The sequence below is a fragment of the Helcobacillus sp. ACRRO genome, assembly GCF_022347125.1.
GTDB classification, from domain to species: Bacteria; Actinomycetota; Actinomycetes; order Actinomycetales; family Dermabacteraceae; genus Helcobacillus; species Helcobacillus massiliensis.
Genome location: NZ_JAKRNG010000001.1, coordinates 126,401 through 148,838 on the forward strand (window position 1 = coordinate 126,401; position 22,438 = coordinate 148,838).

At 70.3% G+C, this 22,438-nt stretch carries 18 protein-coding genes and 1 tRNA gene; 6 read left to right on the forward strand and 13 right to left on the reverse strand.

The annotated features are described in order from the left end of the window. Window positions 1-64 precede the first annotated feature (64 nt). Window positions 65-1,633 (forward strand): DUF2079 domain-containing protein, encoded by a 1,569-nt coding sequence (locus MHY20_RS00605; RefSeq protein ID WP_239373808.1) that lies wholly within the window; start codon window positions 65-67, stop codon window positions 1,631-1,633. Here the strand turns inward: MHY20_RS00605 and MHY20_RS00610 are convergent. From MHY20_RS00610 to thiM, 6 genes are all read right to left on the reverse strand, one after another. Beyond that, window positions 1,574-2,848 carry an alpha/beta fold hydrolase gene (locus MHY20_RS00610; protein ID WP_239373810.1) on the reverse strand — a complete coding sequence of 425 codons (1,275 nt, stop codon included), beginning with the start codon at window positions 2,846-2,848 and terminating at the stop codon, window positions 1,574-1,576. The two genes, MHY20_RS00605 and MHY20_RS00610, sit on opposite strands and share 60 nt — an antisense overlap. 4 nt (window positions 2,849-2,852) lie before the next feature. After that, window positions 2,853-5,003 (reverse strand): prolyl oligopeptidase family serine peptidase, encoded by a 2,151-nt coding sequence (locus tag MHY20_RS00615; protein WP_239373812.1) that lies wholly within the window; start codon window positions 5,001-5,003, stop codon window positions 2,853-2,855. A gap of 99 nt (window positions 5,004-5,102) precedes the next feature. Continuing rightward, window positions 5,103-5,825, reverse strand: coding sequence for a TenA family protein (locus tag MHY20_RS00620; RefSeq protein WP_239373814.1), 723 nt, complete (start codon window positions 5,823-5,825; stop codon window positions 5,103-5,105). Beyond that, window positions 5,822-6,667, reverse strand: a complete 846-nt coding sequence (thiD, locus tag MHY20_RS00625; protein ID WP_239373816.1) for a bifunctional hydroxymethylpyrimidine kinase/phosphomethylpyrimidine kinase — start codon at window positions 6,665-6,667, stop codon at window positions 5,822-5,824. Before thiD ends, MHY20_RS00620 begins: the two co-directional genes overlap by 4 nt. 5 nt (window positions 6,668-6,672) lie before the next feature. Continuing rightward, window positions 6,673-7,380 (reverse strand): thiamine phosphate synthase, encoded by a 708-nt coding sequence (gene thiE / locus MHY20_RS00630; protein WP_239373818.1) that lies wholly within the window; start codon window positions 7,378-7,380, stop codon window positions 6,673-6,675. Next, complete coding sequence (gene thiM, locus MHY20_RS00635) at window positions 7,370-8,236, reverse strand: hydroxyethylthiazole kinase (protein ID WP_239373820.1); 867 nt, start codon at window positions 8,234-8,236, stop codon at window positions 7,370-7,372. Before thiM ends, thiE begins: the two co-directional genes overlap by 11 nt. Before the next feature lie 186 nt (window positions 8,237-8,422). Between thiM and MHY20_RS00640 the strand changes: the two genes are divergently transcribed. Then, on the forward strand, window positions 8,423-9,184 hold the full coding sequence (locus MHY20_RS00640) for a hypothetical protein (RefSeq protein ID WP_239373822.1): 762 nt from the start codon (window positions 8,423-8,425) through the stop codon (window positions 9,182-9,184). Window positions 9,185-9,187: 3 nt separating this feature from the next. Here MHY20_RS00640 and cls read toward each other — a convergent pair whose 3' ends face one another. The 6 genes from cls to MHY20_RS00670 form a co-directional block, all read right to left on the reverse strand. Further along, window positions 9,188-10,690 (reverse strand): cardiolipin synthase, encoded by a 1,503-nt coding sequence (gene cls, locus MHY20_RS00645; RefSeq protein ID WP_239373824.1) that lies wholly within the window; start codon window positions 10,688-10,690, stop codon window positions 9,188-9,190. Between the two features lie 93 nt (window positions 10,691-10,783). Continuing rightward, the gene (locus MHY20_RS00650) at window positions 10,784-11,674 is read right to left on the reverse strand and encodes a Bax inhibitor-1/YccA family protein (RefSeq protein WP_239373827.1); all 891 of its coding nucleotides are present in this window, start codon (window positions 11,672-11,674) and stop codon (window positions 10,784-10,786) included. Between the two features lie 70 nt (window positions 11,675-11,744). Further along, window positions 11,745-13,019 (reverse strand): MFS transporter, encoded by a 1,275-nt coding sequence (locus MHY20_RS00655; RefSeq protein WP_239373829.1) that lies wholly within the window; start codon window positions 13,017-13,019, stop codon window positions 11,745-11,747. A 5-nt stretch (window positions 13,020-13,024) separates the two neighbouring features. Then, entirely contained in the window at window positions 13,025-13,729 is a 705-nt protein-coding gene (locus MHY20_RS00660; protein ID WP_239373831.1) for a YggS family pyridoxal phosphate-dependent enzyme, read from the reverse strand. Window positions 13,730-13,757: 28 nt separating this feature from the next. After that, window positions 13,758-13,831 (reverse strand) — tRNA-Leu (locus tag MHY20_RS00665). Between the two features lie 143 nt (window positions 13,832-13,974). After that, a complete protein-coding gene (locus MHY20_RS00670; protein WP_239373833.1) occupies window positions 13,975-15,168 on the reverse strand; it encodes an RDD family protein in 1,194 nt (397 codons plus the stop codon). 79 nt (window positions 15,169-15,247) lie between these two features. Between MHY20_RS00670 and MHY20_RS00675 the strand changes: the two genes are divergently transcribed. After that, entirely contained in the window at window positions 15,248-17,260 is a 2,013-nt protein-coding gene (locus tag MHY20_RS00675; protein WP_239373835.1) for a helicase-associated domain-containing protein, read from the forward strand. 10 nt (window positions 17,261-17,270) lie between these two features. On the opposite strand, the gene gndA is transcribed toward MHY20_RS00675, so the two are convergent. After that, window positions 17,271-18,740: an NADP-dependent phosphogluconate dehydrogenase gene (gene gndA / locus MHY20_RS00680; protein ID WP_239373837.1), complete on the reverse strand. Its 1,470-nt coding sequence runs from the start codon at window positions 18,738-18,740 to the stop codon at window positions 17,271-17,273. 211 nt (window positions 18,741-18,951) lie between these two features. On the opposite strand from gndA, the gene MHY20_RS00685 reads away from it, so the two are divergent. The 3 genes from MHY20_RS00685 (at window position 18,952) to MHY20_RS00695 (ending at window position 22,181) form a co-directional block, all read left to right on the forward strand. Further along, on the forward strand, window positions 18,952-19,869 hold the full coding sequence (locus MHY20_RS00685) for a hypothetical protein (protein ID WP_239373839.1): 918 nt from the start codon (window positions 18,952-18,954) through the stop codon (window positions 19,867-19,869). Window positions 19,870-19,903: 34 nt separating this feature from the next. Continuing rightward, window positions 19,904-21,580: a DNA repair helicase XPB gene (locus MHY20_RS00690; RefSeq protein ID WP_183377251.1), complete on the forward strand. Its 1,677-nt coding sequence runs from the start codon at window positions 19,904-19,906 to the stop codon at window positions 21,578-21,580. A gap of 82 nt (window positions 21,581-21,662) precedes the next feature. Then, on the forward strand, window positions 21,663-22,181 hold the full coding sequence (locus tag MHY20_RS00695; RefSeq protein ID WP_239373841.1) for a hypothetical protein: 519 nt from the start codon (window positions 21,663-21,665) through the stop codon (window positions 22,179-22,181). Window positions 22,182-22,438 lie beyond the last annotated feature (257 nt).

The window sequence follows — 22,438 nt, forward strand, 5'->3', positions numbered from 1 at the left end:
CCCGGCGAAGCCCGTGCCAGAATGTCACGAAATGGTTGACTCTCCGCACTCTCACAGGTCCTCTGTGCGTCCGGCCGCCGCCCGCGACCGCCTCCTGGCGATGCTCCCCGCTCTGCTCGCCGCCCTGGCCTACACGGCCCTGTCGGTCCAGCAGTGGAGACGATTCGACTTCCCCAGCTGGGACCTCGGCATCTTCTCCTCCCTCGCGTCCGCCTACGCCCGCGGGTCCGCCCCGATCGTGCCGATCAAGGGCGATGACTTCAACCTCCTCGGCGACCACTTCCACCCGATCCTGATCCTCCTCGGCCCGGTGTGGGCGCTGTTCCCCTCACCACTCACGCTGATGGTGCTGCAGGCCCTGCTGCTGGCCGCCAGCGCCGTCCCCCTCACCCGCCTCGCGATCGACCGGCTCGGCCGCACGATCGGCCTGATGGCGGGTTTCGTGTACGTGTTCTCCTTCGGGCTGCAGTCCGCGCACATCGTGCAGTTCCACGAGATCGCGTTCGCGGTGCCGCTGCTCGCCCTCTCCCTCACCGCCTACCTCCGCCACCGGATGATGACCGCCGCGATCTGGGCGGGCCTGCTGGTGTTCGTGAAGGAGGACCTCGGCCTCACCGTCACGGTTCTCGGGCTCATCATCGCGGTGCGAGCCCTCATGGACGCACGCGAGCTGCAGGAGCGGTCCGCTGAAGCGGGCCGACGCGCCAACACCGTCAAGCGGCTCGCCCTCAGCTTCGGCTCGGACGCGGACATCGCCGCCCGCCGCGACTTCACCATCGGCGCCGGCCTGACCCTGTGGGGCGTCTTCTGGTTCCTGCTGTCCACGCTGCTGATCCTGCCGGCGCTGAACCCGCAGGGGCAGTTCGACTACACCGACAACATCGGCAGTGCCCTGGACGTGTTCGGACCCCCGATCAAGTGGGCCACCGTCGGCCTGCTGATCCTCGCCACCGGGGTGGTGGGGCTGCGCTCCCCGCTGGTGCTGCTGGCGCTGCCCACCCTGGCGTGGCGGATGACCGGGAACGTGGAGCACTACTGGGGCTGGACGTGGCACTACAGCGCCGTGCTGATGCCGATCGCGTTCGCCGCCCTGCTGGACGCGCTGCCGAAAATCGCGCGGTTCGCGGACCGCCTGCGCTCCTCCTCCCCCGCGTGGGCGCACCGCATCCCCCGGTGGGTCCTGCAGCCCAGGGCGGCGGCGTTCCCCCTGGGGCTCGCGGCCCTCGCCACGGTCATCACGGGCGCAGCCGGTCCCACCATGCCGGTGCTGCAGCTCGCGGAGCCCGACCGGTGGTCCGTCAGTGAGCAGGCGCAGCAGGCGCGCGAAGCGATGGCGGCTCTGCCGCCGGGCACACAGGTCGCCTCGGACATCTCCACGCTCGCGCCGCTGACCGTGGACCACCAGGTGCAGTGGCTGCACGGCCCGAACCAGCGCGCCCCGTACTGCGCCCTGGTGGACCAGTGGGTGCTGAACCAGTCCCCCGCCCAGCAGCAGGTGTGGCTGGAGGACCGCTGGAACACCGTCTTCGAGCAGCGGTTCAGCAATGACCGCTACTCAGTGTGGTGCCAGCAGTCAGCTCCTCAGGGGTGGGAGCGGCCCGCGCCTGCGTCCCGCCCACAGTCTGACCGGTGAGTGCCGCTCCGCCAGCAGCGCAGCGGTGATGCCGCGGGCGATCAGCTCGTTGACGGGGATGCGCTTGAGGCTGCTGGTGTCCTTCTCGAGGAACGGGTCGATGGCGCCGGCGGCGGTCCACATCGCCGCCATCAGCGCGAGCTGTGCATGGGAGTCCAGCAGGCTGTGCCCGAGGCCCGGAACGGACAGGAACCGGGCACCGGGGATCTGTTCGGCGGCGAGGCGGGACCGGGAGGCGGGGATCATCAGGTCCCGCTCCCCGGTGATGACGAGCGTGGGGGCGGTGATCGCGGTGCGCTCCCGTTCGAGGTCGAACGCCTCCCCCGCGAACGGCTCGTACTCCTTCGCGCGCAGCGCGGTGAGGGCCAGCGGGTCCAGGGGCTGCCCGTCGGCGAGGTGGCCGAAGCCGAGTTCGGTGGAGGCGATGCGGTCCACGAGGTCGCGCTCCAGCACGAACGGGGTGGACGGCAGCGCTTCGGTCGCCGCGAGCGCCTGGTACACGGACGTCCAGGTGAGGCGGCCGCGGCCGAGCACGAGGAGGTCCACGATGTCGCGCACGGAGCTGAGGCCGCCGTACTGGTGGACGGCGGCAATGACGGGCCCGGACTCCTCGACCGGGATGGTGCCGTCCTCGACGAGGCGGCGGATCACGCGGGCGACGGATTCGGTGCGGACGTTCTCCCCGTACCAGAACAGGGAGCGCAGGGCGTGCTGCTGGGCGGCTTCGTCGGCCACGGAGGTGAACGGGGAGTCCAGCACGAGGGAGTGCACCCGGTCGGGGTGGGCAAGGGCGAAGCGCTGCGCGAGGTAGCCGCCGTAGCTGGTGCCGTACAGGACGGCCTTCTCGATGCGGGCGTGGTCGAGCACGGCGAGCATGTCCTCGAGGACGGCGTTCACCCGCATCGCGTCCAGGGGGAGGTCGGTGCCGCGGGCGTCGGAGCGGGACATGCCGACTCCGCGGTGCTCCATCATGAGGATGTCCATGCCCTTGGAGGCGCCGAGGCGGCGCACCAGTTCGTAGGGGAACACGGAGGCGACGCCCGGGCCGCCGGGCAGGATCATGATCGGCGGGTAGCCGGATTCGTAGCCGGCGCGGACGTACCGCAGGGGGAACAGGTGGTCGCGGTCGTCGTCGACGGCGTCGCGGTACACCGTCATCACGTCGTTGCGGCTGGAGAGCCATTCGTCGGCGCTGGCGCGGTCCTGAGCGTCCATGGCCTCAGCTCTTCCTGCTGATCCCGATGGTCTCCCACAGGAACGTGTACATGAGGGCGTTCATGCGGGCGGTCTGGTCGGAGGTGGAGGCGCCGCCGTGCCCGCCCTCCACGTTCTCCCAGTAGCGCACGGGGGCGCCGAGGGATTCGAGGGCGGCGGTGAACTTGCGGGCGTGCCCCGGGTGGACGCGGTCGTCACGGGTGGAGGTCAGCACGAACGTCTCCGGGTAGTCCACGTCCTCGGAGAGCAGGTGGTACGGGGAGAAGGTGCGGATGAACTCCCAGTCGTCGGTGTCGGGATCGCCGTATTCGGCCATCCAGGATGCGCCGGCCAGCAGGTGGCTGTAGCGCTTCATGTCCAGCAGCGGCACCTGGATGACGACGGCGCCGAAGAGCTCGGGGTACTGGGTGAGCATGTTGCCGGTGAGGAGGCCGCCGTTGGAGCCGCCGCGGACGGCGAGCTGGTCACTGGTGGTGACGCCGCGGTCGATGAGGTCGCGGGCCACCGCAGCGAAGTCCTCGTAGGCGCGGTGGCGGTTCTCCTGCAGGGCGGCGCGGTGCCAGGCGGGCCCGTATTCGCCGCCGCCGCGGATGTTCGCGACCACGTACGTGCCGCCGCGCTGCAGCCAGGCGCGGCCGACGGCGGCGGCGTAGCCGGGGGTCATGGAGATCTCGAAGCCGCCGTAGCCGTACAGCAGGGTGGGCGTCGGGGCGGGGCCGACGGGTGCCTCGCCGTCCTCGGGGTCCGCATCGTCCGCGGCGGAGACCTCGAAGTAGGGGATGCGGGTGCCGTCCTCGGAGGTGGCGAAGTGCTGGGTGACCTGGAGCCCGTCGGCCTCGAAGCGAGCAGGCGTGGACTTGATGACTTCAAGGTCGCCGGGCCCCTCCCCTGTGGGCACGCCGGCGAGGTCGGCGAGCATGAGGGTGGTGGGGGTGATGAAGTCCTCGACCGTGACCCAGATGTCGTCGGAGACGTCGGAGTCGACGGCGGCGACGCTGATGGTGCCGCTGAGCTCGTTGAAGAGGTCTTCGCGGACCCAGGCGCCGTCCTCGTCGCGGTGGAGCACTTCGAGGCGGTGCTGCACGTCTTCGAGGATGGTGAGGATGAGGCAGCTGCGGGTCATGGTCAGGCCCTGCAGGGAGGAGGTGGCGGTCGGGGTGAACAGCGCGGTGGGGGTGAAGTCGCCGCGCAGGACGTCATCGGCGGGAGCCACCAGGAGGGAGCCCGACGGGTGCACCTCATCGCCCACTTCCCAGTCGGAGCGGAGGTCGAACACGGCGATGTCGCGCCAGGCGGAGAAGGTGGCATCGTCCGGTTTGTCGATGGCGCTGAGGCGTGGCGGCGCTTCTGTGCGGTCCACCGCGTAGGTGGTGTTGGAGTAGAAGGCGTGCATGGTGACCGCCCAGTCCCGTTCGTAGCCGGGTGTGGAGTCGTGGACGGCGGCGACGACCATGTCCGTGGGGTCGGCTTCGTGCACGAGCGCGGCGTCCTCGAGCGCCTGGCCGCGCTGCAGGAGCCGCACCTGGCGGGGGTAGCCGGAGGTGGTCATGGTGTCCTCACCGAAGTCGGTGGAGACCCATACGGTGTCCTCGTCGATCCAGGACATGGAGCCCTTCGCTGCGGGACGGTGGAACGGCTGCTGGTCCGCGGGCACGAAGTCGCGGGTGACGAGGTCGAACTCGCGGGTCTCGTCGGCGTCGCTGCCGCCGTCGGAGAGGGAGATGAGGGCGCGGCGCCACGGCTCACCGTCGGCGGGGCGCAGCAGCTGGGCGCCGTGGAACACCCAGGTGCGGTCCTCCTCGGCGCTGAGGGCGTCGAGATCGAGGAGGACCTCCCACTCGGGGTCGTCGCTGCGGAACTGCTCGAGGGTGGTGCGCCGCCACAGGCCGCGCTCGTGGTCGGCGTCGGTCCAGAAGTTGTAGAGGTGCTCGCCGCGCTTCACCACGGCGGGGATGCGGTCGGCGGCGTCGAGGATGTCGCGGATCTCGCCGTGCAGCTGCGCGGTGAGGGGGTTCTGGTCGAGCCCGGCTTCGGTAGCGCGGCTGCGGTCGGTGACCCAGGCGAGGGCGTCCTCACCGGTGACGTCTTCGAGCCACAGGTGCGGATCCTCGGTGCCGTCGGCGGAGGGCAGGGCGGGGCGGTTCGGGGCTGTCATGGCTGCTCCTTGGTGGTGCCGGTGCGGTGATCGGCGAATCGGGTGATGTCGCGGCCGGCGTCGGTCGCCTCCACGGAGTGCGTCCCCGTCGGCACGGTCTCAGACGACACGGCGGATGTCCTCGCCGCCCATCGGCGCCTCCCAGAACAGCTCCTCCAGGCGGGTGGCGCGGCGGAACGCCTCCATCGCGTCGTCGCGTTCAGCGGCGGTGGCGTCGGTGAGGGCGCGCTCCACGATCGCGATGGCCTGCCCGGTGATGGACTGGAACCCTTCGTCGCCGTAGGCGTGCGCCCAGGTTGCGTAGGGGTGGTCGGCGCCGGATTCCTTCACCACGGCGGCGGTGGCGGCGAGGCGGCGGCCGGCGTCGGCGAAGATCCAGTAGCAGGGAAGCACCGAGGTGGCCGCCACCGGATACGGATCGGTCGCGGCGGAGGCGACCAGGTACGAGCCGTACGCGAACGTGGGCAGGGCCTTCTGGACGTTCGTGAGGTCGAACTGCTGCAGCGTCCGATCGGTGGAGAGCGCCTTGTGCATCTCCTTCTCCTCGGCGATGGCGCCGACCGCGGACTTCGCCCAGAACCGCATCTCCTCGGCGATGGGAGCACGGGCGGCGATCAGCAGCATGGCGCGCTGGTAGTCGTCGAGGTAGTGGGTGTCCTGGCCGATGTAGTACGCGAACTTCTCGGGGTCGAGGGTCCCGTCGGCCAGCTGGGTGAGGAACGGCAGCTGTTCGATGCGGGCGCGGATGTCCGCGGTCTGCTCCCACATGCGGGCCGTGTGCTCCCCGGCGGGCTGCAGATGCTCGGTCGTCTCGGTGGTCACAGGCGATCGCTCCCGACGGTGATGAGGTGGTTGGTGGGACCGTGCCCGGTCTCGGGCTTCTTCGAGATCTCCCAGTCGATGGCGTGCTCGATGGCGGAGGCGAGGAATTCGCGGGCGGAGGCCATGACGGTCAGGTCGTCGCCGTGCTCGGTGGCGGCGAGTCGAGCGAACTGGGCGGCGATGGCACTGGAGAGGGTGCAGCCGGTGCCGTGGGTGTTGCGGGTGTCGAACATGACGCCGCGCAGCAGCTCGGTGCCGTGCTCGTGGACGAACACGTCGACCACTTCGGAGCCGCGTAGGTGGCCGCCCTTGACGAGGACGGTGCGGGCGCCGAGGCCGCGCAGGGCCTCGCCCTGGGTGTGCATCTCCTCCGCGGAGGTCGCCGGGTTCTGCTCCAGCAGGAACGCCGCTTCGGGGATGTTGGGGGTGACCACGTCGGCGAGCGGCAGCAGGCGGGTGGCGAGGACGCGAGCGGCCTCCTCGTCGAGCAGCAAGTCGCCGGAGGTGGCGACCATGACGGGGTCCAGCACGATCGTGCCGAAGTCCTCGCGGCGCGCTTCGATGACGTCGGCGACGGCGCTGGCGACATCGGTGTTGGCGAGCATGCCGATCTTGGTGGAGTCGATGATGACGTCGTCGAGGAGGGTGGTGAGCTGCTCCTTGACGAAGTCGGCGGACGGGACGTGGACGCCGGTGACGCCGTCGGTGTTCTGGGCGGTGAGCGCGGTGATCACCGCGGTGCCGTACACGCCGAGGGCGGAGAAGGTCTTGAGGTCGGCTTGGATGCCGGCACCGCCGGAGGGGTCGCTGCCGGCGATGGTGAGGGCGATGGGCGGGCGCATAGGTGTCACTCCAGGGGTTGGTTCATCACGAATTCACGGCGGACGAAGGTGGCGGCGAGGGCGGGGTCGTCGGACCCGGCGATGGCGGAGACCACGCAGGCGCCGTCCACCCCGGTGGCGGCGACGTCGGCGGCGGTGCGGGCGGTGATCCCGCCGATCGCGACGGCCTTCAGCCCGGCCTCGTGGGCGCGGGCCGCGAGCGCGGCGAGGCCGTCGGTGCCGAGCGGGGTGTCGGCGTCGGTCTTGGTGGGGGTCGCCCAGACGGGGCCGAGGCCCACCACGTCGCAGTGGCCGGCGGCGATCGCCGCCTCGAGGTGCTCGCGGCGGGAGCAGGACACGCCGATCATGGCGGCGGGGCCGACGGCCTCACGGACCGCGGCGGGGTCCTCATCGCCCTGGCCGACGTGCACGTGCAGGCCGAGCTCCGCGGCGATGCCGACGCGGTCGTTGACGAACACGTCGATGCGGCGGCCCACCTCCTCGCCCTTCTCACGGGCGGCAGCGGCGACAGCTGCGGCGAGGTCGCGGAAGGCGGCGTCATCGAGGTGCTTGTCGCGCACCTGGATGACGTGCGCGCCGCCGTCGATGGCGTCGCGCACCTGCTGCACGACCTGGTCGGGGCCGCCGGCGAGGGCGGTGTCGGTGATGAAGTAGAGCGCCCAGTCGGCACTGGCGGCCCGCTCGCGGGAGGGGCGGCGCTGCTCAGAGCTCACTGACGCTCACCTCGTCGATGAGGGCGGCGGAGTCGACGGTGGACAGGGCGTCCATCCAGCCGACGGCGAAGGAGCCGGGCTGCTGGTGGGTGCGGCCGGCGATGCGGCCGGCGGCGGAGCTGTGGGCGTGGGCGGCGCCGACGGCCGCTGCCCGCAGGCGGGCGCTGGGCCCCTCGCCGGCGACGGAGGCGAGGTAGGCGGCGACGAGGGCGCCGAGCGCGCAGCCGGTGCCGATGACGCGAGGCATCAGGTCGCTGCCGGAGTCGATGGCGAGGGTGCGGACCTCGCCGGTGCTGGCCCCGTCGGCCTCCTCGACCCACACGATGATGTCGCGGGCGCCGGAGACGGCGACCACGGCGCCCGTGCGGCGGGCGAGTTCAGCGGCGGCGGGGATCGCATCCTCACTGGAGTCCACGGAGTCGACACCGCGGCCGCCTTCCCCCATGCCGGCGAGCGCGGCGATCTCGGAGGCGTTGCCGCGGATGGCGGTGGGGCCGAGCTCCAGGAGGTCGGCGGCGAGGCCGGTGCGGACGGGGAGGAAGCCGACGGCGACCGGGTCGAGCACCCAGGGCACGCCGGCGTCGTTCGCGGCGCGGGCGGCGATCGGCATGGACTGCACCTGGTGCGGGGCGATGGTGCCGGTGTTGATGAGGACGCCCCCGGCGACGCCGGCGAACACTCCCGCCTCCTCCGGGTGGTCCACCATGGCGGGAGCGGCTCCGGCAGCGAGCAGCGCGTTCGCGGTGACGGTCTGCACGACCGTGTTGGTGAGGCAGTGGACGAGCGGGGCCGCCTGACGCATCGGGTCGAGGCGGGCTGACAGGTCCTGGGCGGCGAGGTGCTGGCTGGTGGGCATGGCGGTGGGCTGCGGTGCCTTTCACGGGGTGCGGACGCGGTCTCGGGCGCGGCTCGCCCGCGCTCCGTCCACACTACCCGGGGCGGTGCCCGTTGACTGGGTGTTCCGACGGGTGGGTCTGCCCGCCCCGCCGGCCCCGCTGTCATGGCAGAATCAGGACGAACCGATCGTCGATGAGGGGACACCATGAGCTCAACCGCCCGCCCGCAACCGCTGCTGGTCGGCGGTATCGCCTTCGCCATCGCCGCGGTCCTCGTCCTGACCATCGGCGGCCTCATCCTCGGCTTCCCCGGCCGGCCCGACCCGTCGCCGACGGCGTCGCCCACCTCCCCGTCGGCATCGCCGTCTTCGAGCGCTCCCCCGCCGACGACGGGCGAGGTGACCGCCCTGTACTGCTACCTGCGCAACGATTCGAACCCGAAGGTATCGCAGTCCGGCACGCTGTCCAGCCAGGACAGCACCGCAACCGTGCCGAGCGACTGGGGCGGCGCGTTCGATAGGAGTCTGATGCGCCCGCGCGGCCCGTTCATGGGGAGCATCAGCTACCGCGCCGGGTACGGCAAGCACAAGCAGTGGCCGTCGTTCGTGCAGCTCGGGCAGACCGCCTGGCAGCCCGGCATCGACTACCCCGGTGATGAGCAGGCCGCGGAACGCATGGTGGACTGCATGATCGCCTCCTCCCTGCCGCTGGACGACTATGCGCGCGGGCACTCGGTCACGGACCGCGCCACGGAGCCGGTCAGCCTCAACGGGGCCGACGGGTTCCGCTCCACCGCCACCATTGAGCTCACCGACTCCGACACGGGCGATCCGGTGACGCTGACGGTGGTGTCCACGGTGCTGAAGGGATCGAAGAAGAGCTACACGCTGCTGACCGTGGCGAACACGGCGGACAAGGACTCGGTGGCGGCCATGGAGCAGGCGCAGAAGACCTTCACGGCGAAGTGACGCTCACACCACGGCGGATGCGAGGCGGCAGATGTTGTCGATGACCTTGACCGCCCAGGAGCGGGACTCCCATTCCTCGACGGTGAGCTGACGGGAGTTCTGCCGGTACTCGTCCTCCACTGCGCGCAGCTTCGTGAGGAAGCCGTTGTCCCCCACCATCATGGAGGACTCCATCTGCAGCGAGAACGAGCGGATGTCCATGTTGGAGGAGCCGATCACGGCGACCGATTCGTCCACGGACACGTGCTTGGCGTGCAGGATGTACGGCTTGCGGTACATCCAGATCGTCACTCCCGCCTCCAGCAGCGCCGAATAGTAGGAGCGCTGGGCGTGGAACACGAGGAACTGGTCCCCGATCTCGGAGACGAACAGTTCGATCTCGACACCGCGGCGCGCCGCCACGATGAGGGCCTGCAGCATCGTCTCGTCCGGCACGAAGTACGGGGAGACAGCGACGATCTTCCGCTCCGCGTTGTAGAAGAGGTGGTTGAACAGCATCAGGTTGTTCTCGGCGACGTAGCCGGGACCGGACGGCACCACCTGGCATTCGTAGGTGCCGCATTCGTCGTCGATCCCGCCGGGGGGCATCAGCTCCGCCTCTGTGATCTGCTCACTGGCTTCGTAGAACCAGTCGGTGGCGAACAGGATGTTGATCTCCGCCACGATCGGTCCGCGGAAGCGCACCATGGTCTCCTGCCATTTGAGGCCGCGGCGGATGTTGCCGCGCTTGTTGTAGTGGCGGGCGATCATGTTCTGCGACCCCATCCAGCCGATGCGGCCGTCCACCACCACGAGCTTGCGGTGGTTGCGCAGGTCGGGGCGCTGCAGGGCGCCGTCGCGGAACGGACGGATCGGCATCATCGAGTAGTTCTCGATGTCGTGGTCGCGGAAGAACCGCTTCATCCTCCGGTAATGGGTGAAGTGAGTGACGGTTCCCCAGAAGTCGTAGAGGGCGCGCACGCGGACGCCGCGGGCACGGGCACGGGCGAGGGCGGCGATGAAGTCCTCGGTGACGTGATCGAGCACCATGATGTAGAAGAGCACGTGCACGGTGTCCTCGGCCCTGTCGATGTCCGCGGTCATGCGGCGGATCGACTCCTCGTAGTCGATCTCGAGGTCGGCGTCGTTGCCGCTGGTGAGGGGGAACGCGCCGAGTTCGCGGTTGAGGTCCACGGCGGACTGCAGCCAGGACGGCTGCTCCGGGTCGATGTGGGCGTCGGGGATGTCCTCGGCGCGTGCGCGGGCGAGGCGATTGAGGATCTTCTGCTTCGCGCGGCGCTTGCGCGGCAGCTGGGCGCGGCCCAGCAGCAGGAAGAGGGGGAAGCCCAGCATGGGGAACACCATGATGGTCATCAGCCAGGCCATGGCGGAGCCGGGGCGTCGGTTGCGCGGAACCACGATCAGCGCGGTGACGCGCAGGGCGGCGTCGATGATCAGCAGGATGACCGGGAGCGCATCGATCAGCCAGGTGACGGCCGGCTTCACGGCGGCGATCAGTTCGTTCACGGCGCGGGGCCTCTCAGCTCATGAGGACAGGGAACGGGGCCCGACGCACTGGCGCGCATCGGACCCCGTCGGCCGGCCTCCAATGGGGGATGGTCAGTCCCTGAGGATCGACAGAAGGCGGAGGATCTCCATGTACATCCACACCACGGTGAGGGCGAGGCCGAGGGCCACGCGCCACGCGATGGAACGCTCTGCACCGTTGTTGACGGCGATCTGGGCGGCCTCCAGGTCCAGCACCAGGCTGTAGGAGGCGAGCAGCACGGCGAACGCGCCGACCGCGAGCCCGAGCCACGAGAAGTCACCGTAGCGCAGGTTGGTCTGGGTGAAGATGATCAGAGCCAGGTTCACCAGGCTGAAGATCATGTACGCGCCCAACGCCACGAAGAAGATCTTCGTGAGCTTCGGGCTGGAGCGCAGCTTGCCCATGCGGAACAGCACGAGGATGGAGGCGACCACGGCGAGGGTGGCCAGGACCGCCTGGAAGACGATGCCGGGGTAGATCATCTCGAAGGTGGAGCTGATGCCGCCGAGCAGCAGGCCTTCGAACACGGCGTACGCCATGGTGAGCGGGGCGCTGCCGCGGCGCTTGAAGGAGCCCCAGATGCCGAAGATCAGGGAGCCGATGAGGCCGATGATGGTGGCGATGAACAGCAGGCCGCGCACAGCCATCTCGGCATCTTCCCCGGCGACGGCGCCGACGACCGCCGGGATCGCCATCACGACGGCGGCGATCAGCATGATGGTGCCGAGGGTGGCGGTCAGGGCGTTCATGATGTCGCGGTAGCTGACGCGGCCGGTGTCGTGTCCGGTCGCGGCGGGTTGCATGAACATCTGGTTGAGCTGCTCCGGCGAGCCCTGCTGGGGCTGGCCGTAGCCCTGCTGGGGCTGGCCGAAGGCCTGGTTGTACTGGGGCGCGGGGGCGTACTGCCCGCCGCCTTCGCGGAAGGCGGGATCCTTGCCGAACAGGATGTTCTTACCTGCCATGGTGAGGGAATCCAATCTGACGTGTGACGGATGATGGACTGAGTGTATCGAAGGGGGGACGACTCGAGCGTCAGACTACGGTCGGTGCTGCGGCCGGTTCGATGGGCCGCGAGGGGGACACGTCCCCATGCGGCCTCCGTCGGCGGTCGAGGGTGAGGCCGAGCGCGGTGATCGCCCAGCCGAACACGCCGAGCCCCGCCGCCAGGATGATCGGGGCGCGGAAGCCGAACCCGGCCGCCACCACGATGCCGCCCGCGGCGACTCCGAGTGAGTTCGCAATGTTGAACGCACCGTGGTGCAGAGCCGCCCCCAGCGTCACCGACTCCCCCGCGGAATCCATCAGCCACGCCTGCAGGCTCGGGTGGATGCAGGCGTTCAGCCCCATCAGCACCACGATGCCGACTGCGAGCCCGACCGGGAAGGACGCCAGCGGGATCAGCAGGAACAGGGACGCCACGAAGAAGGGGAACACCAGCAGCGGGGAGCGGCGGAACGACCAGTCGGCGAGGTGACCGCCCACGATGTTGCCGATCGTCATGCCGAGGCCCGCGCAGGCGAGGATGAGCGGGACGTGGGCCGGCTGCATGCCCGCGACCGAGGTGGAGATGTCCGCGATGTAGCCGAACACGGCGAACATCGACAAAAAGCCGACGGAGTCGATCACCAGCACCATCCACAGACGCTTGGAGCGGAAGGCGGAGAGCTCATCGCGGATGCTGCGGCCGCGCGGCGGGGCCTGCGGCGGCAGCGCGATCAGCAGCAGCACCACGGTGAGGGCGAAGATGCCCGCGACCAGCTGGTAGGCGGTGCGCCAGCCGAGGGACTGACCGAACGCGGTCAGCAGGGGAACACCGGCGAGGTTCGCCACCGTCAGGCCGGACAGGGCGAGCGCGATGCCCTTGCCCTGGTTGCCGGGTCCCATCACATCGGCGGCGAGCAGGGCCGCGACGCCGAAGAATGCGCCGTGCGGCAGGCCGGCGAGGAAGCGCGCGATGACGGTCAGTTCGAACGTGGGCATGCTCGCGGAGAGCAGGGTGCCGAAGAGCAGGCCGATGCCGAGGCCGATGATGAGCTTCGGCCGGGACATCGTCACGCTGAGCAGGGACAGCACCGGAGCGCCGATCACCACACCGGCGGCGTAGGCGCTGACCGCGATGCCGGCCTTCGCGGTGGCGGCGTCGGGGTTCTGGGCGTAGAAGGGGGCCAGGAGGCTGCGGGCGATGTCCGGCAGCAGGCCCATGGAGATGAACTCACTGGTGCCGATGCCGAACCCGCCGATGGCGATGGCGAACAGCGCGAAGCGGCGTCCGGCGGGGGTGAGGGTCGCGTAGGAGCGCGGCGGCATCGCCGTCACTTCGTGTAGTTGCGCTCGCCGAACACGGCGGAGCCCACGCGGATGATGGTGGCGCCCTCTTCGACGGCCTGCTCGAGATCATGGGTCATGCCCATGGAGAGCTCGCGCACGGCGGGGTCGGCGAGGTCCTCGCGCAGGATCCGCAGGTCCCGCAGGGAACGGCGGACTTCGTCCTCGTCACCGGTGTGGGAGCCGATGGTCATCAGGCCCTCCACGGTGAGGGTGCCGCCATCGCGGCAACGGTCGATCGCGTCCTTCAGCACGGCGGCATCGGGCGCGAAGCCGGCCTTGGTGTCCTCACCGGAAGTGTTGACCTGCAGCAGGATGCGCTGGGTGACGCCGTCGTTGTCGGCGCGGCGCTCGAGTGCGTCGATGAGGCCGGGGCGATCAACGGAGTGGATGAGGTCGGCGAAGCGGACGGCGTCGCGCGCCTTGTTGGTCTGGAGGCGGCCGATGAAGTGGCGGGTGAGGCCGAGGTCCTCCAGCTCGGCGTGCTTGGCGATCTCCTGGGCGCGGTTCTCCCCCACACCCACTCGCACGCCGCGCTCGGAGAAGATCTCGACAGCCGCGCGGATCTCATCAGCGGTGCGGGTCTTCGTGGCCAGGACGATGGCGATGTCCTCGGCGCTGCGGCCGGCGCGCTGCGCGGCCTGGGCGATGCGGTCGAGGACCTGGTCGATGGAGTCGGCGAGTTCGCTCATGACGGGGCTCTCCTTCACGTGTGACGAGTACCCCCACTGGGGTTCGAACCCAGACTGTGAAGATTTTAAGTCTCCTGCCTCTGCCAGTTGGGCTATGGGGGCCGGCGGCCCCGCCATCCTATGGGCGCCCCGTGCTGTTGTGGAGGTGGGAGCGGCCGCGCGGAGACGCATTCGTCACTGCGCGGACCACCCGGCGGCGCAGCAGAGCGCCGGCGAGCATGTCGGCGATACGCCGGCCATCCCCCTCAGTCGGTACGGACCACGCGGATGCCGAGCACCCGGTCGATGACGGAGCGCTGCAGACCCTCCGGGTCGAACAGCGCGGTGATGGGGATGATCAGCAGCAGCGGCGGCATCACGATCGGCAGCAGGAACCCCAGCGACAGGACGAGCCCGGCGAGGATCAGCAGCGTCGCCGCCGCCACCGGCAGGATCGCGCGGGCGAAGGACAGCACGAGGCCGATCGCGTCCCCGTCGGCCCGCTTCACCACCTGCAGCTTCATGATACGCTTGCCGGGAGTGCGGCCGGTCCCGGCGTGCAGAACGATGTCGTACAGCGCCCACACGACGGCGGTGAGCAGCAGGACCCCGGCGGACATCACGAGGAAGGCGACGAGCGAGTCCCACCCCGCCCACGGATCGTTCGGGTCCGGCGGGGGCGAGTTCTCCGCCTGCACCCACAGGGCCCCGACCATGATCACCACAGCGACTGCGGTCGGCACGAGTCGAAGCGCGATGTCGATGACGCGGGCGAGGAATCGGCGGCCCAGCAGCGCGCGGGATTCAGGACGGGTGGTCGCCGCCCACCGAGTCGGCAGTCCGACGGCGGGAGGCGCCGCAGTCACCGGGGTCCCGCGCGGTACCACCACGGTGCCGGCGAGGATGTCCCCGAGCTGCCGGCGGGACCGGGCAGCGACACCGAGGCCGGCCAGAGCGGCCGCGAGCGCGGGCCCCAGCAGCAGCGCCGGCAGCACGAACAGCAGGAACGGTGAGAGCCGCGCAGCGTTGTAGAGGATCAGGGCGGCGAGGATCATCGCCCAACTCACCACGGCGAACAGAACCATCGGCGCTTCGCGCAGCACTGCGCGCCACCAGGGGCAGCGGGAACCGTCGGCGGCACGGACCTCGAGGCGGGCGATGCGCTTGCCGGCGGTGGCGCCGGTCAGCGCGGTGAGGATCGGCAGGACGACCACTGCGAACAGGGCGGTCAGGGGCGCCCCGAGGACCACCCCAGCCAGGACCAGATCCACCCAGGTGCGGGGCCCGGAACCCGGGTGGTCCATCGCGGGCCCAGGTGCGAACAGCACCAGCTCCAGCAGCAGTGCCGCACCGACACCGATCACGGCGAGGATCGCGGTATCGATCGCGCGGGCGGCGGCGCGCGGCAGCGGACCGGCGGCGGCGCCGGGTTGGTCGGTGTGGGTGGGGCTCGGGTTCATGGCCTCAGCAGACCACACTGCGGCACGGAAGGGAATGGCCGCTGGGGTGGAGGAGTGCCCTGTTCCGTATCCTGGCCGCATGCCGCCCACTCTCGCCGATGCCCTGCGGTCCTTCACCGACGATGACCTGCTCGAACTGTTCACCTCCCGCGGTGACCTGACAGCGCAGCTGCCGCAGTCCCTGTCCCAGTTGGCGGCGCGCTCCTCCACGAAGGTCAGCGTGCGGCGCGCCCTGGACGGCCTGCACCGCCCGGCCCTGCAGCTGCTGCAGACCCTCGCTGTTCTTCCGCCACCGGTCACACTGGAGGCCGCGGCGCGGGCGCTGGGCTGTACGGCCGGCGAGGTGGGGCCGGTGATGGAGGGACTGCGGGTGCGTGCGCTCGTCATCAAGGGGGCCAACGGGTTCCGCCCCATCCGCACGGTCCTGGAACTCCTGCCGGAGAAGTCCGGTCTGGCACCCGGCGTGGTGCAGGCAGCCCAGCGGGGGCAGCGGATCGTGGCGGACTTCTGTCCGCAGCCGCCTCCCCTGCCGGACGCGACCGCTGAGCGCTTCCCCGGAGGCCGCGCGGCGCAGGCGGCGCAGCACGCCCTGGAGATGACCTCGCTGGTGGCAGGAATCGCCCGATGGGACGGCCTGCCGGGCGTGCTGCGCCGCGGTGGCGTCGCGCAGCGGGACCACCGACGGTTCGCCGCTGACGCCGGCGCAGCGCCCGAGGTGTGGTCCACCGCCATGCATGCGGCATGGTCGCTGGGACTCCTCGCGCACGACGGCGAGGACTGGCAGGCAACCGCGGAGCTCGCCGCGCACCTCGAGGCGGACGACGCCGACCAGTGGGCGCTCCTGGTGGACGCGTGGCTCTCGAGTTCACACATCCCGTCCCTCGCGGGCGAACCGGTGGACCCCTCCCCCACCGGGTCCGGTTCCCGGGCGGGCGGGCCGCGGGCGGCGCTGTCGGATGAGACGCGCCGCGCCGGTGCCCGCGAGCGCAGGCGCCTGCTTCTGCAGCACATTGCGGCCCAGGCGCGCGAGCGGGACGTGCGCGCATCGACGGACGCGGTCATGTACCTCGCCGCCTGGCTGTTCCCGCTCGTGCCGGCGCCGGGCGTGCAGCAGGAAGCGCGGTTCGCCCTCGCGGAAGCCGAGGCGTGGGGTCTGCTCGCCGACGGTGTGCCGACGGCGCTGCTCGAGTCGGTCCTCTCGGGAGAGCGGGCCGCGGAGGCGCTGCGGGCCCTGCTGCCGCCGCAGGTGGATCAGGTGATCCTCGACTCCGATATGACGATCACCGTGCCGGGCCGTCCCACGGCCGCGGTCCAGCGCCTGCTGGAGTGGGCGGAGAGCGACGGTCGCGGGCCCGCCGCCACGGGCCGCTTCACGCCGTCGTCCATCGCCGCCGCTCTGCGCACCGGCACCAGTGCCGACCACATGCTCCACGCGCTGCGCGACCGCGCGATCACCCCGGTGCCGCAGGCCCTGGAGTTCCTCATCACCGACGAAGCCCGAAAAGTGGGCCGCATCGAGGTGCGCTCCGCCCAGTCCGTCCTCACCGGTGAGGAGGCGCACCTGGACCGTCTGTTCGCCTCCGATGAGGCATCCATGCTGGGGCTCGTGCGCCTCGCGCCGACTGCTGCCCTCGCGACCGTTCGCCCCGCTCTCGCGGCGGATCTGGCGCGCCGCGCCGGCATGGTCGCCACCGGTGACACGGACGCGTCCGCTCCGCACCCGCGCAGTGCGCGCCGCGCCTCAGCACCGGCGGCGGGCCGTCCCGCTGTCCCCGCGGCCATGCTGATCAGCGCCGGGGAGGGGACTCAGGGGCCGACGGATCCCTCCCTGCGGCTGGAGCCCGCGGAGGCGGTGCGGCGGATCCGGGCCGCGGAGGAGAACCCGTCGGCCTCCCGCCACGGGGTGTCCGACCGCATCCGGGCGGCGATCGCCGACGGGGGCGAGCTGCGGCTCGGCATCGTCGACGGCCGCGGCGGCATCGTCGAGAAGCGGGCCCGTCCGCTGTCCCTGAACGCGGGCCGCCTGACAGCACGCGACGCGGCGGACGGAACGGAGTTCACCGTCCTCGTCCACCGCGTCACACTCGGCTGACCGGGCGGGGTCAGTCGCTGATCTTCGTCTCCGTGCGGTCCCCGGTCCACTCCACGTGGAAGGACCCGTCGGCATCCACGCGGCGGTAGGTGTGCGCGCCGAAGAAGTCGCGCTGCGCCTGCACGAGCGCTGCCGGGAGGCGTTCGGAGCGGACCGCGTCGTAGTACGACAGGGTCGAGGTGAACACCGGCACCGGGAAGCCGTTCGCTGCGGCGTACGCGACGACGCGGCGCCACGCCGGGATGCAGGAGGCGATCTCACCGCGGAAGTACTCGTCTGCAAGCAGCAGGTGGAGGTCGGGGTTGCGCTTGTACGCCTCGGTGATGTGATTGAGGAAGCGGGCGCGGATGATGCAGCCGCCGCGCCAGATCTTCGCCATGTCGCCGAGGTTGATGTCCCACTCGTAGTGCTCGGCACCGGCCGCGATCTCATCGAAGCCCTGCGAGTAGGACACGAGCTTCGCGGCGTACAGCGCCTTCTGCAGGTCCTCGATGAACTGCTGACGGTCGCGGTCCTCCACGGTCTGGTCCTGGGTTTCGGCGGGCAGCACACCGATCGCGGCTTCGCGCTGCTTCACGGAGCCGGAGGTGGAGCGGGCGAAGGTCGCCTCCGCAATGCCGGTGACCGGAACGCCGAAGTCCAGGGCGGTCTGCACAGTCCAGGCGCCGGTGCCCTTCTGGGCGGCGCGGTCCTGCACGATGTCCACGAACGGCTTGCCGGTGACGTTGTCCTTGTGCTTCAGCACCTCAGCGGTGATCTCGATGAGGAAGGACTCCAGTTCGCCCTTGTTCCACTCCTCGAAGACCTCACCGATCTCGGGGGCGCTCATGCCGAGGGCCTTGTTCATCATGTCGTACGCCTCGGAGATGACCTGCATATCGGCGTATTCGATGCCGTTGTGCACCATCTTCACGAAGTGGCCGGCACCGTCGGCCCCCACGTGGGTGCAGCAGGGGTCGCCGTCGACCTGCGCGGCGATCTTCTCGAACATCGGCCCCACCCGCTTGTACGACTCGACGGGGCCGCCGGGCATGATCGAGGGGCCGTTGAGGGCGCCCTCTTCCCCGCCGGAGACGCCGGCGCCGACGAAGTGGAGGCCGCGCTCGCGGAGGTCGGCTTCGCGGCGGCGGGTGTCGGTGAACAGGGCGTTGCCGCAGTCCACGATGATGTCGCCCTCGTCCATGCGGGAGGCGAGCTCCTCGATGACGGCGTCGGTGGCTGCGCCGGCCTGCACCATGATGATCGCCACGCGCGGCTTCTGCAGGGAGGCCACGAAGTCGTCCATCGACTCCGAGGGGAGGAACTGGCCGTCCTCGCTGTGGTTCTCGATGACCTTCTCGGTGCGCCCCACGGACCGGTTGTGGATGGCGACCTTGAAGCCGTTGCGGGCGAGGTTGCGGGCGAGGTTCGAGCCCATCACCGCCATCCCGGTGACGCCGATATCGGCGGAGTTCGCGGGTGCCGGGTCGAAAGTGGCCATGGACGACTTCTCCTTCATAGGGGGTGGGGAGGCGCGTCGACGCGCTGCGCCGTCCAGTCTAGAAGACCGCCGCTTCGGTCCCTGGGGCCGAAGGGTACCCGGACCCGTCGGTGCGGCTTTCGGCCCGGTCCGTGCCACACTTCTCATGTGGAGCGCGCGCCCACGCGGGTGCGCGCGGCCCCTCATCACATCCCAGAACAGAAGGACACGCATGACGTCGCCGACCGACGACTCCCGCTCCACCTCCTCCGCCAACGGCGCCCCCGAGTGGGGCCAGTACCCGTCGGCCCCGCAGCAGCAGGGCGCTGCGCCCTCCTGGGCGGCCGACGGCGGCTCCTCCGCTCCGTCCGCTCCGTTCAGCGCCCCGCAGTCGGCGCCGCAGCCGGCCGCCGGCCCCTCAACCGGCCCCTCGGGCTACGGCACCGCCCCGATGAGCAGTTCCGATGACCTCGGTGCGAAGATCAGCCGCACGTTCTCCTGGATGGCGGATGCCTTCGGCCGCAACTGGGTGGCGTTCATCGTGCCGTCTCTGGTGTATTCGATCATTCCGGTCATCGGCGGCGTCATCCTGCTCTTCGGGATGGGCCTCGCGGGCGCCGTGTCGGCCGGCGCCTCCAGCTCCGAATCCGGCGGCGCGGTGTTCGGTGTCACCATGATTGTGTCCATGCTCGTGTTCATGGTGGCGATGTTCGCGGTTTCGGCGCTGTGGATGTCCGGCATGGCGAACGTGGCTGCGATGTCCGCACGCGGGGAGAAGGCGTCGGTCGCTCAGGGATTCGTGGGCGCCCGCCTGCTCCTGCCCATCCTGCTGACCCTCGTGCTCGGCATGGTGTCCTGGATCATCCCGGTGATCGGCCCGATCGCCGTGGCTGTGCTGACCACGTTCGTGCTGCCGTTGGTGGCGCTGGAGGGACTGTCCACCGGTGAGGCGTTCAGTCGCTCCGCGTCGCTGGTGATCGCGAACCTGGGCCTGGTGATCCTGGTGACGCTGATCGTGACGATCGCGATGAGCATTCTGGCGTGGCTGATCCTCCCGGCGCTGGCCTCGGTGATCGCGGGTGTGCTGCTGCAGTTCGGTCTGTACATGGTGGCGGTGGGCCGCGACCGTGAGGCACCCCGCCTCAGCTGACCCCTCTGGGGTGCGCTCCTTCTAGACTGGCCGGGTGACTGCCACCGGCGCCCTGATCGTCCAGCCCGATAGGAGCATCCTGCTCGATGTCGGGCACCCGTCGGCCGATGAGGCCCGCGCGGCGATCGCTCCGTTCGCGGAGCTGGAGCGCACCCCCGAACACATCCACACCTATCGCCTCACGGATCTGGGGCTGTGGAACGCGCGCGCCGCGGGCTTCGACGCCGCCACGGTGATCGATTCGCTCGCGGCGCATGCGCGTTTTCCGGTGGCGCACACGCTGCTGGAGAGCATTGCGGACACGATGGACCGCTACGGGCGGCTGCGCCTGCAGTCCTCGCCCATCCACGGCCTGATCCTGGAGGCCGCCGATCCCGAGTCGATGCAGAAGGTGCTGCGGTCGAAGCGCACCGATGGAATGCTCGGCGAACGCATCGATGACACCACCGTGGTGGTGCACCCCAGTGCTCGCGGCTCCCTGAAGCAGGCCTTGGTGCGGATCGGCCTGCCGGCGGAGGACTTCGCCGGGTTCATCGACGGTGAAGCCCACCCGATCGCGCTGACGGCGTCGGCTGAGCAGGGGGCCGACGGAGCCTCCGCGTGGCAGCTGCGGGACTATCAGCAGGAGGCGGTCGACGCGTTCGAGTCCGGCGGCTCGGGTGTGGTGGTCCTCCCGTGCGGTTCGGGGAAGACCGTGGTGGGCGCCGCCTCGATGGCGCGCACGGGCCGCACCACGCTGATCCTCGTGACGAACACGGTCTCGGCGCACCAGTGGAAGCAGGAGCTGCTGCGCCGCACCACGCTGAGAGAGGATGAGATCGGCGAGTATTCGGGACGGCGCAAGCAGATCCGTCCGGTCACGATCGCCACCTATCAGGTGCTGACGGCGAAGCGGAAGGGCGTGATGCCGCACCTGGAGCTGATGAGCGCCCGCGACTGGGGCCTGGTGCTGTACGACGAAGTGCATCTGCTGCCGGCGCCGGTGTTCCGTGTGACGGCGGACCTGCAGGCGCGTCGGCGGCTCGGGCTGACGGCGACTCTGGTGCGGGAGGACGGCCGGGAGTCCGATGTGTTCTCGCTGATCGGCCCGAAGCGGTTCGATGCCCCGTGGAAGCGGCTGGAGTCGCAGGGATGGATCGCTCCTGCCGAGATGGTCGAGGTCCGCGTGGACATGCCTGCCGCGGATCTGCGGGTGCTGCGGGCCGCGGAGCCGGCGGTGCGGCATCGGATGGCTGCGGTGCACGCGGCGAAGGTGCCGGTGGTTCAGCGGATCGTGGATCGACATGCGGGAGAGCCGCTGCTGGTGATCGGGCAGTACGTGGATCAGTTGGAGGAGATCGCAGAGGCGATCGGTGCGCCGGTGATGACGGGCAGGACCGCACCTGCTCGACGGGAGGAGCTGTTCGCTCAGTTCCGTTCGGGTGAGGTCCCCCGCCTGGTGGTGTCGAAGATTGCGAACTTCTCGGTGGACCTGCCGGACGCGTCGGTGGCGGTGCAGGTTTCGGGAGCCTTCGGGTCCCGCCAGGAGGAGGCGCAGCGGCTGGGGAGGCTGCTGCGGCCGAAGCCCGACGGGCGGCGGGCGCACTTCTACTCCCTGGTCATGCGGGACACCGGCGAGGAGGAGTTCGCTCGTCATCGTCAGCGGTTCCTCTCCGAACAGGGGTATGCGTACCGGATAGTTGATCATTCCGAGATAGAGGAGTCCGGCTGATCTAAGCTGGATGAGTCCGGCGCGGAGGTCGCCTCTCTGCGCGCCTTCCCCCCCCCCGACCCCTTCTGCGAGGTGCACTCTGATGTCCCGACCTGACGACGCCCGCTCCCAGTACGATCACGACGGCGCCATTGCCCGCGGTGAGGTCCACGCGCAGAACCGGACCGCGCCTGCGGCTGGCGGCGCCTCCGATCACGCCGGCCACGCGGCCGGAGAGCCCCGCCCCGGCCGCGAGCCGGAGGTGCGCCAGGACAGCCCCGCGCGCCGGACACCCGATCCTGCCGCGTTCGAGCCCGTGGAGGACACCCGGAACCCGCAGATGACGGCTCGGCTGATCATCGGCCTGGCGGTGGGCGGCATCATCCTGGCTGCTCTTCTCGCGTTCGTCCTGCAGAATCCTGATGCTCAGTCCTTCGCGTTCCTGAGCTGGCATTTCACGCTCGCGAGCGGGGTGGCGATGCTGCTGGCGGCCGTGCTCGGCGGCCTGGTCGTGGCGGCGATTGCGAGCATCCTCTTGGCGCAGCAGGCGTGGCGCCTGCGCAAGATGCGCAAGTCCAACGACCGGATGCGCTCGGCAATGCGCGAGGCCCAGCGGCTGTGAGCTGACCACCGCATCCACCAGACCAGAAGGCCTCCCCCGGCATGGGGGGCGGCCTTCTGCATGTCGTGAAGGACGACAGTGGGTCGATGAGGTGCACAATGCCGGGTTTCCCCCGTTTGTCCCAGCGTCCGGACAGTAACTATGAACACACGGGTCGACGGCACCCGGGCCCGGAAGATCGTCACAAACGCACAACATCCGCCTTCGGCCCTCACCCTGACACTGTTATCACGCGCAAGTCTCAAACTTTTCGCACC

What these genes read in the sequence shown, in the direction of transcription:
- MHY20_RS00655 (WP_239373829.1), bottom strand. Translation starts at nt 13,019, where the DNA reads ATGCCGCCGCGCTCCTACGCGACCCTCACCCCCGCCGGACGCCGCTTC.
- MHY20_RS00670 (WP_239373833.1), bottom strand. Translation starts at nt 15,168, where the DNA reads ATGAACCCGAGCCCCACCCACACCGACCAACCCGGCGCCGCCGCCGGT.
- MHY20_RS00660 (WP_239373831.1), bottom strand. Translation starts at nt 13,729, where the DNA reads ATGAGCGAACTCGCCGACTCCATCGACCAGGTCCTCGACCGCATCGCC.
- gndA (WP_239373837.1), bottom strand. Translation starts at nt 18,740, where the DNA reads ATGGCCACTTTCGACCCGGCACCCGCGAACTCCGCCGATATCGGCGTC.
- MHY20_RS00685 (WP_239373839.1), top strand. Translation starts at nt 18,952, where the DNA reads ATGACGTCGCCGACCGACGACTCCCGCTCCACCTCCTCCGCCAACGGC.
- MHY20_RS00610 (WP_239373810.1), bottom strand. Translation starts at nt 2,848, where the DNA reads ATGGACGCTCAGGACCGCGCCAGCGCCGACGAATGGCTCTCCAGCCGC.
- thiD (WP_239373816.1), bottom strand. Translation starts at nt 6,667, where the DNA reads ATGCGCCCGCCCATCGCCCTCACCATCGCCGGCAGCGACCCCTCCGGC.
- MHY20_RS00675 (WP_239373835.1), top strand. Translation starts at nt 15,248, where the DNA reads ATGCCGCCCACTCTCGCCGATGCCCTGCGGTCCTTCACCGACGATGAC.
- MHY20_RS00650 (WP_239373827.1), bottom strand. Translation starts at nt 11,674, where the DNA reads ATGGCAGGTAAGAACATCCTGTTCGGCAAGGATCCCGCCTTCCGCGAA.
- MHY20_RS00615 (WP_239373812.1), bottom strand. Translation starts at nt 5,003, where the DNA reads ATGACAGCCCCGAACCGCCCCGCCCTGCCCTCCGCCGACGGCACCGAG.
- MHY20_RS00695 (WP_239373841.1), top strand. Translation starts at nt 21,663, where the DNA reads ATGTCCCGACCTGACGACGCCCGCTCCCAGTACGATCACGACGGCGCC.
- MHY20_RS00640 (WP_239373822.1), top strand. Translation starts at nt 8,423, where the DNA reads ATGAGCTCAACCGCCCGCCCGCAACCGCTGCTGGTCGGCGGTATCGCC.
- thiM (WP_239373820.1), bottom strand. Translation starts at nt 8,236, where the DNA reads ATGCCCACCAGCCAGCACCTCGCCGCCCAGGACCTGTCAGCCCGCCTC.